This is a genomic window from Haloarcula sp. H-hyl6 (assembly GCF_056934455.1).
In genome coordinates, this window is the sequence record NZ_JBRIIK010000001.1 from 2,480,736 (window position 1) to 2,496,312 (window position 15,577).

At 67.7% G+C, this 15,577-nt stretch carries 18 protein-coding genes; 8 read left to right on the forward strand and 10 right to left on the reverse strand.

Translation table 11 applies throughout. The annotated features are described in order from the left end of the window. Positions 1-65 precede the first annotated feature (65 nt). Both Hhyl6_RS12875 and gatD read right to left on the reverse strand, forming a co-directional pair. A complete protein-coding gene (locus tag Hhyl6_RS12875) occupies positions 66-1,688 on the reverse strand; it encodes an outer membrane protein assembly factor BamB family protein (protein ID WP_483739593.1) in 1,623 nt (540 codons plus the stop codon). Between the two features lie 103 nt (positions 1,689-1,791). Then, the gene (gatD, locus tag Hhyl6_RS12880; protein ID WP_483739594.1) at positions 1,792-3,039 is read right to left on the reverse strand and encodes a Glu-tRNA(Gln) amidotransferase subunit GatD; all 1,248 of its coding nucleotides are present in this window, start codon (positions 3,037-3,039) and stop codon (positions 1,792-1,794) included. Between the two features lie 120 nt (positions 3,040-3,159). Between gatD and Hhyl6_RS12885 the strand changes: the two genes are divergently transcribed. Continuing rightward, positions 3,160-3,663 (forward strand): hypothetical protein, encoded by a 504-nt coding sequence (locus Hhyl6_RS12885; RefSeq protein WP_483739595.1) that lies wholly within the window; start codon positions 3,160-3,162, stop codon positions 3,661-3,663. Here the strand turns inward: Hhyl6_RS12885 and Hhyl6_RS12890 are convergent. From Hhyl6_RS12890 to Hhyl6_RS12900, 3 genes are all read right to left on the reverse strand, one after another. Then, positions 3,655-4,302 carry an ArsR/SmtB family transcription factor gene (locus Hhyl6_RS12890; protein ID WP_483739596.1) on the reverse strand — a complete coding sequence of 216 codons (648 nt, stop codon included), beginning with the start codon at positions 4,300-4,302 and terminating at the stop codon, positions 3,655-3,657. The genes Hhyl6_RS12885 and Hhyl6_RS12890 overlap by 9 nt on opposite strands. A 49-nt stretch (positions 4,303-4,351) precedes the next feature. Then, positions 4,352-5,248: a hypothetical protein gene (locus Hhyl6_RS12895; RefSeq protein WP_483739597.1), complete on the reverse strand. Its 897-nt coding sequence runs from the start codon at positions 5,246-5,248 to the stop codon at positions 4,352-4,354. A 95-nt stretch (positions 5,249-5,343) separates the two neighbouring features. Next, positions 5,344-5,982 (reverse strand): DUF1405 domain-containing protein, encoded by a 639-nt coding sequence (locus Hhyl6_RS12900; RefSeq protein WP_483739598.1) that lies wholly within the window; start codon positions 5,980-5,982, stop codon positions 5,344-5,346. Between the two features lie 131 nt (positions 5,983-6,113). Here Hhyl6_RS12900 and Hhyl6_RS12905 point away from each other — a divergent pair, with 131 nt between their 5' ends. The 3 genes from Hhyl6_RS12905 to Hhyl6_RS12915 are packed head-to-tail and all read left to right on the forward strand — an operon-like array spanning position 6,114 to position 7,902. Continuing rightward, on the forward strand, positions 6,114-6,479 hold the full coding sequence (locus tag Hhyl6_RS12905) for a DUF5802 family protein (protein ID WP_483739599.1): 366 nt from the start codon (positions 6,114-6,116) through the stop codon (positions 6,477-6,479). Between the two features lie 45 nt (positions 6,480-6,524). Continuing rightward, positions 6,525-7,418, forward strand: a complete 894-nt coding sequence (locus Hhyl6_RS12910; RefSeq protein ID WP_483739600.1) for a Vms1/Ankzf1 family peptidyl-tRNA hydrolase — start codon at positions 6,525-6,527, stop codon at positions 7,416-7,418. Positions 7,419-7,470: 52 nt separating this feature from the next. After that, positions 7,471-7,902 (forward strand): universal stress protein, encoded by a 432-nt coding sequence (locus tag Hhyl6_RS12915; RefSeq protein ID WP_483739601.1) that lies wholly within the window; start codon positions 7,471-7,473, stop codon positions 7,900-7,902. Positions 7,903-7,939: 37 nt separating this feature from the next. On the opposite strand, the gene Hhyl6_RS12920 is transcribed toward Hhyl6_RS12915, so the two are convergent. Together Hhyl6_RS12920 and Hhyl6_RS12925 are read right to left on the reverse strand one after the other, a co-directional pair. After that, positions 7,940-8,383 carry a universal stress protein gene (locus tag Hhyl6_RS12920; RefSeq protein ID WP_483739602.1) on the reverse strand — a complete coding sequence of 148 codons (444 nt, stop codon included), beginning with the start codon at positions 8,381-8,383 and terminating at the stop codon, positions 7,940-7,942. A gap of 55 nt (positions 8,384-8,438) precedes the next feature. Continuing rightward, positions 8,439-9,491: a KaiC domain-containing protein gene (locus Hhyl6_RS12925; RefSeq protein WP_483739603.1), complete on the reverse strand. Its 1,053-nt coding sequence runs from the start codon at positions 9,489-9,491 to the stop codon at positions 8,439-8,441. A gap of 111 nt (positions 9,492-9,602) precedes the next feature. On the opposite strand from Hhyl6_RS12925, the gene Hhyl6_RS12930 reads away from it, so the two are divergent. Continuing rightward, entirely contained in the window at positions 9,603-10,454 is an 852-nt protein-coding gene (locus Hhyl6_RS12930) for an NAD(+)/NADH kinase (protein ID WP_483739604.1), read from the forward strand. On the opposite strand, the gene Hhyl6_RS12935 is transcribed toward Hhyl6_RS12930, so the two are convergent. Continuing rightward, the gene (locus Hhyl6_RS12935) at positions 10,451-10,738 is read right to left on the reverse strand and encodes a DUF8006 family protein (RefSeq protein ID WP_483739605.1); all 288 of its coding nucleotides are present in this window, start codon (positions 10,736-10,738) and stop codon (positions 10,451-10,453) included. The genes Hhyl6_RS12930 and Hhyl6_RS12935 overlap by 4 nt on opposite strands. A gap of 174 nt (positions 10,739-10,912) precedes the next feature. Here Hhyl6_RS12935 and Hhyl6_RS12940 point away from each other — a divergent pair, with 174 nt between their 5' ends. Continuing rightward, positions 10,913-11,488 (forward strand): response regulator, encoded by a 576-nt coding sequence (locus tag Hhyl6_RS12940; protein ID WP_483739606.1) that lies wholly within the window; start codon positions 10,913-10,915, stop codon positions 11,486-11,488. 6 nt (positions 11,489-11,494) lie between these two features. On the opposite strand, the gene Hhyl6_RS12945 is transcribed toward Hhyl6_RS12940, so the two are convergent. Continuing rightward, positions 11,495-12,100 (reverse strand): hypothetical protein, encoded by a 606-nt coding sequence (locus Hhyl6_RS12945; protein WP_483739607.1) that lies wholly within the window; start codon positions 12,098-12,100, stop codon positions 11,495-11,497. A gap of 63 nt (positions 12,101-12,163) precedes the next feature. Between Hhyl6_RS12945 and Hhyl6_RS12950 the strand changes: the two genes are divergently transcribed. Next, positions 12,164-12,772, forward strand: a complete 609-nt coding sequence (locus tag Hhyl6_RS12950; RefSeq protein ID WP_483739608.1) for a response regulator — start codon at positions 12,164-12,166, stop codon at positions 12,770-12,772. Between the two features lie 43 nt (positions 12,773-12,815). On the opposite strand, the gene Hhyl6_RS12955 is transcribed toward Hhyl6_RS12950, so the two are convergent. Further along, positions 12,816-13,448: a TetR/AcrR family transcriptional regulator gene (locus Hhyl6_RS12955; protein WP_483739609.1), complete on the reverse strand. Its 633-nt coding sequence runs from the start codon at positions 13,446-13,448 to the stop codon at positions 12,816-12,818. A 199-nt stretch (positions 13,449-13,647) separates the two neighbouring features. On the opposite strand from Hhyl6_RS12955, the gene Hhyl6_RS12960 reads away from it, so the two are divergent. Beyond that, complete coding sequence (locus Hhyl6_RS12960; RefSeq protein WP_483739610.1) at positions 13,648-15,576, forward strand: COG1361 S-layer family protein; 1,929 nt, start codon at positions 13,648-13,650, stop codon at positions 15,574-15,576. Position 15,577 lies beyond the last annotated feature (1 nt).

The window sequence follows — 15,577 nt, forward strand, 5'->3', positions numbered from 1 at the left end:
TCCGGGGATGGACACGCGCTGTCGGCCGGGGGATGCGGTCGCCCTCGAAAACGTGTGTCTATCCGTCAGACCGTCGAGAGTTCCACCTGCTCGGTGACGACGTTGCCGTCGTCGTCGTCGGTGACGCGGACGGTCACGGTCAGCGTGCCGCAGTAGTCCAGCGGGACGGTGATGCTCTCGCCGGACTGGTCGAACTCGGTCCCGGTGCCGACGGCCCATTCGATGGCTGTGACGGTGCCGTCGGTGTCGCTGGCGTTCGCGGTCAGCGTGACGTTGTAGCCGCCCGGGAGGTTCTGCTCCTCGGCGTTCGGCGGGTCAGACGTCAGAGTGACCGAGGGGGCGGGGTCGTCGTCGATTCTGTCGACGAACCGGTTGTAGTCGGCGGGCGCCTCGGCCGAGGCGTTCAGGGCGTACAGCGCCCCCTCGTGGTAGAACACCTCCTCCTCGCCGAGAGTCACGTACACGTGGCCCTCCGCGGGCGTCACGGCCACCGTACTCCGGTCGATGAGTCGGTCGCTGGCGTACGTCCAGCGCCGTTCGCCAGTGCTGGCGTTCAGTGCGTACACGCCTTCGGCGGCAGGGCCGCCGGACGCCGGTTCCTGTTTCGCGGGGACGTAGACGGTCCCGTTGGCGACGGTGGGCGCAGCGAACGTCGCGCCCGCCGGGTCGAACCGCCACTCGGTTGCGCCCGTCTCGGCGTCGTGTGCGTACACCGCCGTCTCGCTCACGTAGACGGTGCCGTTCCTGACTGCCGGGGCCGTGACGTCGCTCCCGTACTCTCGGCTCCACTCGACGGTGCCGTCCGCGAGCGAGAGCGCTCTGAGTGTGTCCTCGGCGTCCGAGACGTAGACGGTCCCGTCGTCGATGGCGAGGCCGCCCGAATCGCCGTCCCCGTAGGTCGCCTCGAAGCGAGTGCGCCACTCGACGGCGCCGGTCGTCGCGTTCAGCGCGACGACGGAGGCGTTGCTGTACGCGTCGGCGACCACGAGAGTCCCGTTCGACAGCGCGAGGTGGGCCGACCGAACGCCGTCGGGACCTTCCCACACCGTCTCACCGGTCGTCGCGTTCAACGCGACCACGCGACCGGTGTCGACGTACAGGTGGTCCTCGCCCAGCACCTGCCCCTCGGCAGAGACGTTTCGTGACCACACCATCTCGCCGGTCGTCGCGTTCATGGCGAACGTCCCGCCCGGGAGACCGCCGACAGCACTCGCCTCCTTCGGGTGCCTTCGGTCGTAGATGGGGCCCGTCCCGGTGACGTACACCCGGCCGTCGCCCACCGAGGGCGTCGTCCGAATCTTCGGCAACGCGGTCCGGTTCCACACCGTCTCGCCCGTCGTCGTGTTGTACGCCACGACGTCGCCTCTGCTGTAGTAGCCCGGCGAACCGGTGTTGTCGTAGCCGACGTACATCGTGCCGTCGACGACGGCCGGCGTGGTCGGTTCGCCTGGCCACCCGGTCCCGGCCCGGTCGAAGTTCCTCACTCTATGGTCGCCGTCCGAATACTCGTGGGCCAGCGTGACGTTCGTGTCGCTGGGGGCGTTCCCCGCGTTAGACCCCGTCGCGGCGGGCCCACCGCGTTCGCCGGGCCAATCGTCCGCGTCGGTCGGACCCGCCACGGCGGCGGGCACCAGCGATGCACAGACGGCGACTGTCAGAACGAGCGCGACTAGTTGCTGTCGAGACATATCCGCGCTCTCGGATGTCTGCGAAATTACTAATCGTGCGCTAACTCTCTCCAAACACGGTTTTAAACCGCTCGTTCGGCCCGGGAGAGCGGTATCGCGAGCGCTACAACCAGGGCGTCGACCGCCGCTGAATCTCGCCGGCCAGCGACTCGCTCATCGCGTCGGCGACGTCGTCTGCGTTCTCGAGCGCCCACATCAGTTTCACCTTCGCGGTGCCGGGGAGCATGTCTTCGCCCTCGACGACGCCGGCGTCGAGGAGGTCACGGCCGGTGTCGTAGACGCGGTCACACACCCGCCCTTCCAGACACTGGCTGGTCATCACGACCGGGATGTCGAGGTCGTCGAGCACCGCAATCCAGTCGGTGTTGACGTGGCCCAGACCGGTGCCTTCCAGCACGAGGCCCTCGCTCCCCTCCGCGGCGGTTTCGAGGAGTTCGGTGCTCATCCCGGGCGTGAACTTCAGCAGTTCCACGTCCGTCGAGAGGGCGTCGTGCAGGGCGAGGTCCGTCTCGCCTCGCTCCGCGTACTCGCGGCGGAACGTGACCTCGTCGTCGCCGTCGGTGTCGTACGCGACTTCGCCGAGCGGTTTCGCGCCGACCGTCTCGAAGGCGTCCCGGCGGGAGGTGTGGTTCTTCCGGACCCGCGTGCCGCGGTGGAGCGCACAGCGGTCGTCGGACTCGTCGGCGTGCATGCAGACCAGCACCTCAGCGCAGTCGCTCTTGGCCGCCTCGACGGCGCAGACGGCGTTCATGACGTTGTCCGAGGACGGCCGGTCGGCCGACCGCTGACTGCCCGTGAAGACGATGGGGACCGGCGTATCGAGCATGAAGGCCAGCGCCGACGCGGTGAACTGCATCGTGTCGGTGCCGTGCATGACGACGACGCCGTCGGCACCGGCCTCTATCTCCTCCCTCACGGCGCGTGCGAGGTCCTGCCACACCTCCGGGGTCATGTTCTCCGAGAGGATGTTGGCGACGACGCGGCCGCGGTAGTTGGCCATCCCCGCGAGGTCCGGCACCGCCCGGAGGACGTCCTCGGCGTCGAACTGGGCCGTCACCGCGCCGGTGCGGTAGTCGACGGTCGAGGCGATGGTCCCGCCCGTCGAGATGAGCGACACCGTCGGCAGGTCCTCGTCGAACTCGATTGCGGAACTGCTCTCCTCGTCCTGTGCGCTCTCGACGTCGTAGACGTCCGATTCGAGGACTTCGACAGACGCCTCGTTCCGGTCGATGCCGACGTTGTACCCGCCGTCGAGTTTGACCACGACGTGGTCGGGCGTACTGGACGGGAGCAAGACGCCCTCGTAACTCTGGTCCGCGCTCTCGACGCGAACACGGTCGCCTGCGTTCATGCGCGTGGGTTCCTGCCGGCGTGACTTGAACCCATTTGTTTCGGCCCTCGCGTCGGCCCGCACGCTAGTCGTCGCTGACACCTCCACAAAGGCCATACGTCCGGCGAGCGGAGCAACGGTATGTCCGAGCGAACGACCGAGCGCACTCGCGAGACGGAGACGGCGGCCGACGTCTCCGAGGGGAGCGCCCCCGAAATCGGCGGGCTGGACGGCCTCTCGACGGAGACAACCGACGACGAGGCCGAGTCCGAGAGCGGGAGTTACTTCTCGCTCCGGGCGCTCCTGTTCGCGTTCGTCGCCGTGGGCGGCGGCATCGTCGTCGGGGGGTTGATTCCCGTGATTCCGTTCACCGCGCTGCTCGGGATTCCCGCCGGCGCGTTCGTCCACGGCCTCCTCGCCGGCGAGCGCCGGTACGCCGAGACGGCGGTGGCCGGCGGCGTCTCTGCCGGCGTTGTGACGGTGACGTCGTTCCTCTCGCAGTTCGTCGTCCGCGGCATCGGCGGCGGCCAACTCGGGGTGGGACGCCTGTTCGCCGTCGCGGCCGCCGTCGGTCTCGTCCTCGCCGTCCTCGGCCACTACTTCGGCCGTGACCTGCGGGACGGCCTGACGCGGGACCTAGCGTAACTGCCAACCGTCGCGGGTCTGCTCGACCACGCCCTCGGCGGCGAGTCGGTCGAGCGCCTCCTCGACCATCTCGGGCGGGGCCTCGATAGCGTGGGCCAGTTTCCGCACCGACGACGGCCCGTGCGAGAGCGCGCTGACGAGTTCGGCGTAGAGGCGGCCGTCGCCGTTCTCGACGCGTTCGTCGAACTGGTCGCGGACGTCGGTCACGCGTCCCTGCACCCACCGCTGGGCGAGCGACAGTTCGTTCTCGAGTTGTTCGAGGCGTTCGAGTTCGCGGGCGAGGTCACGGAGGCCGCCGTCACCCTCTTCCTCGACGTCGATGGAGAGGTGTCGGCAGGTGGAGATGTCGAGGCCGGGGTTGGCGGGATAGGCGCTCTTGGTCCCGAACTCGTAGGGTGAGACGCGGACCTCGAGCCGGAGGTTCCGGGCGATAGAGAAGTACTTCCGCCGCTGGTCGTCGGTGCGGGACTCGACGAGGCCGGCGTCCTCGAGTTTCTGGAGGTGGTCGATGACCGCCTTGGGGCTGACGCCGATGTACTCGCTTATCTCGGTCACGTAACAGGGTTTGTGTGCGAGCAAGCGGAGGATACGCCGCCGGTTGGCGTTCCCCAGCAAGTCGAGCAACTCGGCGGAGTCCATTCACCCGAGGGTAGCGGGTCGCAGTAGAAAAGGGTGACTCTCGCGCCCGTCAGTTAGCGCGGTCGCCGGACGCCGACCCGTCGCCGCTGCCGCCGTCGTTACCGCGCTCGTCAGCGCCGCTGTTGCCGGGGCTCCCGTCGCCGGTGGCACCCTCGCCGTCAGTCTCGTTCGTGCCGTCGGTCCCGTCGTTGGACGCGTTCGCTCCGTCCCCGCCGGGCGGGTTCGGGCGCTCACCGTCCTGCCGCGCGTCGTCGGCAGCGGAGTTGCCCGCCCCGTCTGACTGGCCGGGTGCCGAGTCGGCACCGTCGGCTCTCTCAGACCCGTTCGAGGTCGCGTTTCCCTCGGCGTCGTCCGTCTCCGAGCGACCCGCCCCCTCGCCGGGCGGCCCCTCACCGGGAACGCTGTCCGGTGGGCCGCCGCCGAACCCGCGGGCGATGGCCGACACCTCGGGTCCCGATAGCTCGCTTGCGTTCTCTTTCAGGCGTTCGAGTCGGCCGTCCTCCACACCGGCCACGGCGGCGGCCTCGTCGGTCTCGTTGACCGCGGTCTGGAGCGCGTCGATGCGGGCGCTGAGGCGACTCTGCTGGGCGACGTAGGCCGGTTCCGGGAGTTCCCCGTTCTCGTAGCGCTGGCGGAGGCTCTCGTTGCGTTCGCGGAGGCGTTCGAGGCGCTGTTCGAGCGCGCCGGTGCGACTCGTCACCATCCGTTCCCGCTGGCTCTCGTTGGCGCGGTCGAACCCCGCCTGCCACATCCCCCTGTCGACCGTGTCGTTGGTCGCGGCCGAACTGGACTGCAGGAAGGCCGTCAGTTGCGTCCCGAGGCCGGGCCGGTCTGCGCTGGCGTTCGTGGCCGTATCGGTGGTCTCCTGCGCCGCGACGGCCGGTAGACCGACGATGGCACCGGCGACGAGACACAGCACGAGTACCACGGCGTGCCGTCGAGTCATCTCTATCCGGTCATTGCCGACCCAAGGTAAAAAGCGGCCCCTTCGTTCGCTCCGTTCAACGAGCGGCGAAACGACCGTAGACCGTCCAAGAGCGTTTAGGCTGGCCGCTGGTCCAGTCTCGGCATGATTCGCCAAGCAACCCCCACCGACAGCACCGACAGCGCGACGGTGGCGACGACGAGCGTGATACCGGGGTCGTACCGGAGCGGGGGGTAGTAGCCGAAGCCGTAGTCTAACAGGTCGTTGCCGAGTGCGAGCGCCAGCGCCGTCAACAGCGCCCCGCGGGTCGTTCGGCCGTAGTGAGGCACTAACAGCCCTTCGGCGACGAAGCCGAGGTGAGTGACGACGATGCCGAAGTACGCCCACGGCGCGGGGAAGTAGGCGTCGAAGCCGAGGTTCAGCGCGACGAACGTCCAGACGCCCATCTTCACCAGCCACACCAGCGCGATGGTGTGCAGGTAGGCGAGTGGCAGGTTCGTCGGCACGTCGTCGAGCGACCGACCGAGGAAGGGCAGCAGCGTCACGAGCGACAGGGTCATCAGGAAGAGGGCGGCCGGCGAGTCGGCGTACAGCGGCCAGAGAAAGGTCGAGACGTCCGGCATCGTCTCGACGTAGTAGCGGACGCCGACGAGTATCGCCACGACGTTGACCACGACCAGCCACACCAGACTCGGCGCGTTCTCCAGATAGTACCGCGCGTAGCGACGCGGAAGTGGCCCCCACTCGGTGTCCATGGGCCGTCTCGGGCCCGACGCGCGGAAACCCTGTCGGTCGCAGGCGGCAGAAACTGCGCTCTGAATGCCCGACGGCAAAAGGGTGTCGGCGAAAGCTTATGTGTGTCACTGACACACGTACGGACGCACGGATGTTCGAACAGTTCTCCCGCGGCTACTACCTCGGCCGCCTCTACGTCGAACCCCGAACCGACGGGACGGCCGCGATGTGTCGGGACCAACACGAGCGAGTCAACCAGCAACTGTACGCCTCCGGCGAGGGCGTCGAACGCACAGACCTCCCGCTGGTGATGAAACTCGGCTCCCGACACTTCCCCGTCCACGGCGACGAACGCGTTCCGGCGGACACGCTCGCCGTTCCAGCGGACGTCCTCGAATCCGCGAACGTGCGGAACCCGCCCAGCCTCCGCGAGGTGTTCCTCGCGAAGGCCGACCACGCGGCCCAACTGCTGTCGGTGGCGGACGCCACGTCGGCGCTCCCGGACAGCGCGGTGTAACCGCGGCAACCACTTTTAAGCCCGTCCCAGTCCGCAGTCCAGTCGATGCTGGACCGGTTGCTGGGGCGTGCCTCGCTCAAAGAGCGCGTCGCCGACCTCGAAGAGGAGAAGCGCCACCTCGAACGGCAACTCGACGCGGAGGAGGAGCGCCGCGCGGAGGCGACGACGGCCCGGCAACAGGCCGAAGCGGAGGTCAACCGGCTAGAGGACCGCGTCACAGAACTCGAAGACCGCGTCGAGCGACTGCAGGCCGACGAAGGCGACTGGTCGTACCGTGCCGAGGAGCGTCTCAACGGGCGCCGTGTGAGTGAGATACTGGACCGCCTCGAATCGGTCGAGACGGAACCGGAGGGCGTGTTCACCGCCTACGTCGCCGACGAGAGCGACCTGCCCGGTCCGGTTCGAGACGCGTTCGGCGAGCGCGCGTCGCTGGTCGCCCGCGCCGCGCCCTGTCTCGCGGTGACTGACGACGCGGGCCTGCTGTCCGTCTGTCTCTCCGTCCCGCTCCCACCGGAACCGTTCGCGACGTGGAGCGACGGCGTCGAACTGGAGCGGTCGTGGTTCGAACCGACCGGGGCCTACGCCGTGGCCCTCGTCCGGTCTGACCTGTTCGCGCTCGGTACCTACGAGGGTCGCGAGCGAACCGCCTTCCACGGGTTCGACGCCGACCTGAAGAGCCAACACTCCAAGGGTGGGTTCTCCCAGTCACGGTTCGAGCGCCTGCGCGACCAGCAAATCGCCAGCCACGTCGACCGCTGTCGGGCGGCCATCGAGGAGGCAGACGCCGGTCCGCTCTACGTCGTCGGCGAGGGGTCGGTCATCCACGAGTTCGCCGACGACGCCGCGGTGACTCGCACCGTGGACGCCACCGGCGAACCCGAGGCGGCCCTCGAAGACGCCGTGCGGTCGCTGTGGACGGTCCGCCTCCGGGTGCCGTAGCGCGGTTGTCACGGGGCGAAGATTCAAGCCGCCGGCCGCGGGCAGAGAGTGTATGAGCAAGCGCATTCTGGTCCCCGTCGACGGGTCCGACCAGGCGACCGCCGCCTCCGAGTTCGTCGTCGACAACTACCCCGAGGCCACCGTCGTCCTCCTGCACGTCATCAACCCCGCGGAAGCGGGGTACAGCGCACAGGCGTCGGTCCCGTCCTTCTCCGAGGAGTGGTACCAGCAGAAGAAAGCCGCCGCCGAGACGCTGTTCGACGACCTGGAGGCCGCCGCCCACGAGGCCGGCGTCGAGACGGTCGAGCGAGTCCTCGAAGTCGGTCGGCCGACCCAGACCATCGTCGACTACGCCGAGGACCACGACATCGACCAGATAGTGATGGGGAGCCACGGTCGCTCGGGCGTCTCCCGAATCCTGCTCGGGAGCGTCGCCGAGACGGTGGTCCGGCGCGCGACGGTGCCGGTCACGGTCATCCGCTGAGCGTCCCGGCCGGCGCTCGACGGTCCGCGGTTCGCAGTCAGGCGTGCCGGACGATGTGGACGTCGTACTGGGGGTCCTCGGAGACGGGTGCGCCGACGCTGGAGACGGGCGTCGAGACGCGACCGGCGTTCTCGCTGCCGACGAAGACGATGGAGGCGTCCACCTCGTGTGCCACCGACCGGATAGTCCGGACGACGTCGGTAGTGATAGACGCCATCGAACTGACCTCCTCCGGTACCTCGAAGCGGAACTCGGCGTCGGGCGCTATCTCCGCGATACGTTCCCGCAGTCGCTCGCCGATGACCTCTGGGTCGAACGGGTCGTTCGGGCTGAGCCAGTTCCGTTCGAGCGCGTAGTCGGGTTCGTCGGGGACGACGACCAACGCGAGGACGGGTTCGTCGGTGTACTCGGAGAACTCCACCGCGCGTTCGAGGGCGGCTTCGGCGAGGTCCGACCCGTCGAATGGGACGAGCAACGTCATAGCCGGGGCTTCGCCGGACGGATGTATAAAGGATGGTCCTGCGGCGACCGCCGCGTCAGAAGATATTGGCCTGCTGGTAGACGCTGATGCCGTCCATCGTTATCTCGTAGGGTTTCGTCTCCCGGGAGTGATTCGCGTTGCGTATCTTCTGTATCTCGACGGCCAGACGCGTCTCTCGCGTCTCGGACCGGACGTACTGGAGGATGAACACGGCGTCGGTCAGGTACTCGATGATGCCGTGTCGGGAGGCGTAGGGGTTGTCTTCGTTGGCTTCGGAGGTGAGCATCGTCGTCACGCCGGCGGCTTTCAGCGACCGCGTGAAGTCGAACACCTCCGTCCGCCGCTTCGAGGGTTTGTCGTACATCATCTCCAAGAGGGAGACGGAGTCCAACACGAGGCGGTCCGCGTCGAAGTCCTCGACGAGGTCGGGGAGTTCCCCGCGGATGTTGTCGAGGCTGTTGGCCATCTCGACGGGGTCTAAGTCGACGACGGCCAGTTGCCCCTCGGCCTCGTACGCGTCGAACCCCCACCCGCGGTCGTTGGCGGTGTCCATGATAGCGTCGTGGGACTGTTCGAGCGTGATGAACACGCAGTTCTCGCCGTTCTCGAGGCCGTGGTGGAGGAACTGCAAGCCGAAGGTGGTCTTCCCGGTCCCCGCCGACCCGATGGTCACGACGAGGTGTCGCCGGGGGATACCGCCCTGAATCATCCGGTCGAGTCCCTCGATGCCCACGTCGATACGCGGGATGTCGGAGTCGAAGTCCTCGTCCTCGAAGTCGGCGTCCGAACCGCCACCGCTGCCAGCGGACTCGAAGGCGTCGGCGAAGTCGTCCTCGAACAGGCCGCCATCGCCACCGTCGTCGAAGGGACTCTCCCCGCCGCTGCCGTCGAAGGGGCTGTCTCCGGTGTCGTCTCCGCCGAAGGGACTCTCGCCGCTCGCGCCGCCGTCGAACGGACTCCCGCCGCCCCGGTCGGCGGCGTCGTCGCTGCTGTTCTCGAACGGACTCTCACGCTCGCGCTGGCTGTCGTCCCCCTCCGACGCCGACTCTGCGTCGTCCTCGAGCGCACTCTCGAACCAGTCGTCGTCCCGCTGCTCGTCGTCCCTCATCGCCCCGACCACCGGCCACAGACCCGGGCCATGCGTCGAGATTCTCGTCCAGATAAATATAACCTTGCCGTCGTGGAGGGTTTATACCCGCCCGCCGGGAAGTGAACTGCAATGACCGTCGGTATCGTCGCCCAACGGGACAACGACCGGGCGATGTCGCTCGCCAGTACGCTGACCGGCCGGCTCGCCGAGGTGGGCGAGTCGGTGGCCGTCGACCAGACGACCGGTGCGACGCTCGAGGACCACGACGCGTGGGTGGCCGCGTCCCCGTCGAGTCGACCGGTCGAGGAGATGCGGGACTGTGACCTCGTCGTCAGTATCGGCGGCGACGGGACGTTCCTCTACGCCGCTCGCGGTGCCGGGTCGACGCCGCTGATGGGCGTCAACCTCGGTGAGGTCGGCTTCCTCAACGCGCTCGCGCCCGAGGAGGCCGTCGAGACGGTGGTCGCAGAGGTCGAACACATCCAGAAGACCGGCAGCGCCCGCACGCGAGCGATGCCACGACTGCGGGCCAGCGGCCCCGGGTGGGAACTCGCCCCGGCGCTCAACGAAGTGGTCGTGCAGGGAACCCACCGGGGGAGCGGCGGTGGCGGGGAGTTCGAGATTCGCATCGACGGGTCGCTGTACACCAGCGGACACGCCGACGGGGTGCTCGTCGCGACGCCGACTGGCTCTACGGCGTACAACCTCAGCGAGGGCGGGCCGCTCGTCCATCCCGACGTGGCCGGACTGGTCGTCACCGGGATGGCGCAGGCCGACGGGATGCCGCCGCTGGTCGTCGACGCCGACAGCGACGTGGTCGTGACGCTGACGGACGCAGAGAGTGGTGTGGTGGTCAGCGACGGACGGGTCCGCGAGGAGATAACCCCGCCGGAGCGGGTGACGCTGTCGCGGGCGAGCGAACCCATCCGACTGGCCGGGCCACCGCTCGATTTCTTCACCGCGCTCGGAAAACTGGGCTAACGGCGGCCGACGGCGTACAGCACCGGTGCGACGGCCAGCAACACGAGGCCGAACAGTTTGTACTGGAACGCCGAGGCGAGGACGCTCCCGGTGTTCGGTTCCATCGCCGCGGCGGGCGTGATGAGGAGCAGGGCACCGATGGCGATGGTGTGGACGCCGAGCATCCGCAGCGACCGCATCGGCAGGATACCGACAGCGCCGACGACGAATCCGAGCAACAGGATATCACCGATGGTGTAGTTCAGCAGGAAGCTGTCGATGACTTGCAGCGGTGGCACGAGCATTCCTATCCCGAATCTGGCCGTGACGCAATCTTTAAAGTTCCGTTCCGTCACCGCTCGTCCCGCGTCGTCACGGCGGTCACCTCTCGGAGCGAACCGGCCGGTGACCGGTCAGTGTGGCGTGGTTTCACGACCTGACGAATAGTTATATGTACGCGGCTAGCAGTACACAGTATCGTGCCAGATTCCACTGCGGACGCGACCGTTCTCGTCGTCGACGACGAGGAAGAGGTCGCAGACGTCTACGCGTTGCGTCTCCGCAATCAGTACGAGACAGAGACGGCGTACGGAGGGGCGGCCGCGCTCGACCGAATCGACGACGACGTCGACGTCGTGCTGTTGGACCGGCGCATGCCCGACGTCTCCGGGGACGACGTCCTCGCGGAGATTCGGGAGCGCGACGTCTCGACGCGGGTCATCATGATTACCGCGGTGGACCCGGACTTCGACATCATCGACATGCCGTTCGACGACTACCTCTGCAAACCCGTCGAGAAGGAAGACCTCGTCGCAGCCATCGACCAACAACTGGCCGCCCGCCGCTACGACGACCGTCTCGCGGAGTATCTGGAGGTCACGTCGAAACTCGCGCTGTTGGAGGGCGAGAAGACCTCGCAGGCGCTCGAAGACAGCGCCGAGGTCGAACGACTCGAGCGGCGGGCCGAAGAACTCAAGTCCGAGATGGACGACGCGCTCTCCGAGTTCGAGGACATCGACGCCGCGTTCAAGGAGATACGCCGTCGGCCGAGCTAACCGGTCCTACTCGGCGTCGACGGGCGTATAGAGGACGTAGCCGCTCTTCTCGGCCCCGACGGCCCGGAGTCGGAACGGGACCGTCCCCCGCTCCGTCTCGCAGGAAACGACTGTGTCGACCTCGCCCGCGGTGACGGCGTTCGCGTCGACCGAGTCCCCGCCGGCGACGAGCAAGGCCTCGGACAGCGGCGTCCCCGCCAGTTGACCGGCCGGCACGTCGAACGTGGTGGCGAAGGCGTCGTTGGCTGCCCTGACGACCGGTCCGTGCCCCTCCGCCGCGTAGTAGAGGACCGGGTCGGGATGACCGTCGAAGAGGTCCGCGGGTTGGGGCGTCGGGGTGGCGGAGTCGTCGACTTCGACTGTCATCGTCTCGTCGGTCACTTCGAGGTCGTCCGCCGTCTGTATGAAGTGCACGACCGCGCCCAGACCGCCGCCGAGGGCGATGCCCAACCCCAGTCCGACCTCTCGAGAGAACGGCAACCCGAGCGTCGCGTCCGCGACGAACATGACTGCGGCGACGACGACGGCACCGACCCCGATGTAGGCGACGACGACGGCGAGGCTTCCGAACCGTCCGGCCGGGGCAGTCGCCTCGTCGGTGTCGTCGACCATCGTACTCCGGTGTCGTCGGGGCACGAGTTAACCTTTTTCGGGACGTCCGCGGCGACAAGACCTATGCGTCTCTCGGTGCTAGAGACGGGCGACGTGGGACCCGGCACAGACAGACGCGGTCACGTACTGGTCGTCGACGACGAACCCGATGTCGCGGACACCCAAGCGCTCCGTCTCAGAGAGTGCTACGAGACGAGCGTCGCCTACGGCGGCGAGGCGGCACTCGAACTGGTCGGGCCCGAGATAGACGCCGTTCTGCTGGACCGACGGATGCCCGACGTGGACGGCGACGAGGTGCTCTCTCGCCTCCGTGAGCGCGGGTACGAGGGGACGGTCGTCATGTTGACTGCGGTCGACCCCGACCTGAACATACTGGAGATGGCCTTCGACGACTACCTCCGGAAACCGGTCGACCGAGAGACGCTTCTGACGACGCTCGACCACCACCTCGACCCTCCCGACGAGGACCAGCGACTGGACGAGTTCTTCGAACTCACGTCGAAAATCGCCGTGCTGGAGGCGGAGAAATCGGTCGCCCAACTCGACGACAGCCACGAGTACACCGCCATGAAAGAGCGCGCGGAGGAACTGGAGTGGCAACTCCGGACCGAACTCGACGACTTCGACGACATCCTCGAAACGCACCTGTCTATCGGGCGCGGTACGGGATAACGTTACGCTTAGAGGCCCGGTAGCGAGACGAACCCCGTCTCGCTCACCGCTCTTCAGCCCCGTCGACGAGCAGTTCGTTCTCGATGTAAGACTCGATGGCCTCGCGCATCTGGGGGAGTGGGTTGTCGTCTCGCGTCGCGTTCTGGAGCGTGATTCCCTCGAGCGTCGTCAAGAGGAACTGTGCGGTGCGTTCCGGGTCGACGTCGGCGAACACGCCGTCCTCGACGCCCTCCTCGATGAGCGACGCGATTCGCCGGGTGAACTCCTGGTCTGTCTCGGTGAACTTCGCTCTGAAGTCGGGGTTCCGGACCGCCTGTGCCCGCAACTCGACGTACGTCGCCAGTACGTCCTCCTGTTCGGGCATCTCGTCGGCCGTGGGGAAGTCGCCGAGGAGGAGGCCGAAGAACGTCCAGAGGTCTTTGACCGGGTCGCCGGACGACTCCAACTGGAAGATGCGGTCGAACTCGTCGAGGGTAAACTCGAGGAACGAGAGCAACAGGTCCTCCTTCCCGTCGAAGTGGTGGTAGAAGGTCGACTTGCTGAGGTCCGCCTCGTCGGCGATGCGCTGGATGGAGAGTCCCGCGTAGCCGTATTCCTGCAGTGCACAGAACGTCGCACGCATTATCGCCTCGTGGGAGTCCTCGGGTTCGCCCGCGAACGGAAGCGCGTCGGTCATCCCGACCGAATATTCGTTCGGTAGGCAAAAGTGCTTCGTACCAGTCGCTAACCGGAACGTTGATGTTTGACCGAACGTTCGTTCGATACGAGATGAACGACTGGTGCGTCGGGACCGTCAGCCAGAGTAACCCGACCGTAGCCGCCCGTAAGAACTCCGTATCGCCAACCGAGGCCCGTTCCCCGTCCGTATTCACGCTATGAGACCACGTACGCCACTGACGTTGACTGTCGTTGCGCTCTTGCTAGTCGCCGGGACCGCCGCCGCCGCGGTGACCGGTAGCCCCGACATCGACGCGACCATCGCGGACAACACCGTCTCGCCCGGCGAGGAGACCACGCTGGACGTGGTCCTCGTCAACAGCGGCGACGTCGACTCGGGGTCCGCGACGAACCCGAGTCTGAACAGCGAGGTGACGACGGCCCGCGGTCTGACCGTCGACGTCCGCTCCGGCGGCGCGCCCATCTCCGTCACGACGTCCCGGCAGAGCGTCGGGACGCTCGCACAGGGGCCGCCGACCACCGTCTCGTTCGACGTCAGCGTCGACGAGAACGCGGACCCCGGGACCTACGAGGTGCCGGTCGAACTGGAGTACGAACACACGAGCTACATCTCTGAATCCGACGGAAGCCGCGACGAGGACCGCGTCTCGCGAACTATCGACGTCACCGTCCGCGTCTCCGACGAGGCCACCTTCGACGTGACGGACGTCGAGTCGAGCGCCCGCGTCGGGTCCACCGGCACCGTGGCCGTCACCGTCGAGAACACTGGCGGCGAGGCCGCCCGTGACGCCGCGGTGACGCTGGCCAGCCAGAACTCCGACCTCGGCGTCGGCGGCGGCACGGAGAGTTCGCGGTACGTGGACCTCTGGGAGTCCGGCGAACAGCGGACCTTCCGGTACCGCGTGAGCGCCTCCGAGAACGCCGAACCCGAACCGTACCAGTTCGACCTCTCGGTCGGGTTCGACGACGAGGACGGCGTCCGCAAGCAGTCCGTCGGGTCGTCGGTTGGCATCGCGCCCCAACCCGAGCAGACGTTCTCGGTCGTGAACACGTCGAGCGCCGTGGCCGTCGGCAACACCGGGTCCTACGCGCTGACGCTCCGCAACGACGGGCCGGTGACGGTCCGGGACGCGACGGTGACCGTCGCCTCCCAGAGCGCCGACATCACGTTCGGCGAGTCGTCCTCGACGACGCAGTACGTCGGCGAGTGGGAACCGGGCGAGACCCGTACGGTCGTCGTCGACGCGACGGCCGGACAGAACGCCGAGACGCGGCAGTACGCCCTCTCGACCTCGGTCCAGTACGAGGACCCGGAGGGTGACGCGGGGGCCGAGGAGGGCCTCTCGGTCGGCCTCCAGCCCCAGCCGGAACAGACGTTCTCCCTCTCGGGCGTGAACGCGACCCTACAGGCCGGCGAGGACGGCACGCTCGAAGCGACCCTGACCAACGAGGGGCCGCGCGCAGTCTCGAACGTCGTCCTCCAGTGGCAGAGCGAGCACAGCAACCTCTCGCCGCAGGAGACCCAGTACGCCGTCGGGGACCTCGAACCCGGCGAGTCTGCGACGGTCAGTTTCGGCGTCGACGCCTCGGAGAGCGCCGACGCCGGGCCGCGGCAGTTCGACTTCACCACGGTGTTCCGCGACGACAACGGTGACCGCCGGGAGGGCGACACGCTGGAGGTCCGCGCCGAGGTCGCGGGCAGCGAGGACGAGTTCTCCATCGAGTCCGCCAACACGACGGTCAGGGCCGGCGGGGCGGAGACCATCGAACTCACCGTCACCAACGAGGAGGACGTGGTGCTGACCGACATCTCGGCGAAACTGTTCGCCGATTCGCCCATCTCGGTCACCGACGACGAGGCGTACATCGCTCGCCTCGAACCCGGTGAGTCGCGGACGCTGCGCTTCGGCATCAGCGCCTCCGGCGGGGCCATGGAGAAGGACTACCCCGTCTCGCTGGACTTCCAGTACGAGGAACCCGACGGCGACACACCGGTCTCCGACACCTACCGCGTCGCAATCGGGGTCACGTCACAGGGCGGCGGGGGCGGGCTACCGCTCTCGACCATCGCTGGCGTCCTCCTCGTGAGTCTCCTCGCAATCGGTGGCTACGTCAGGTTCCGCTAAG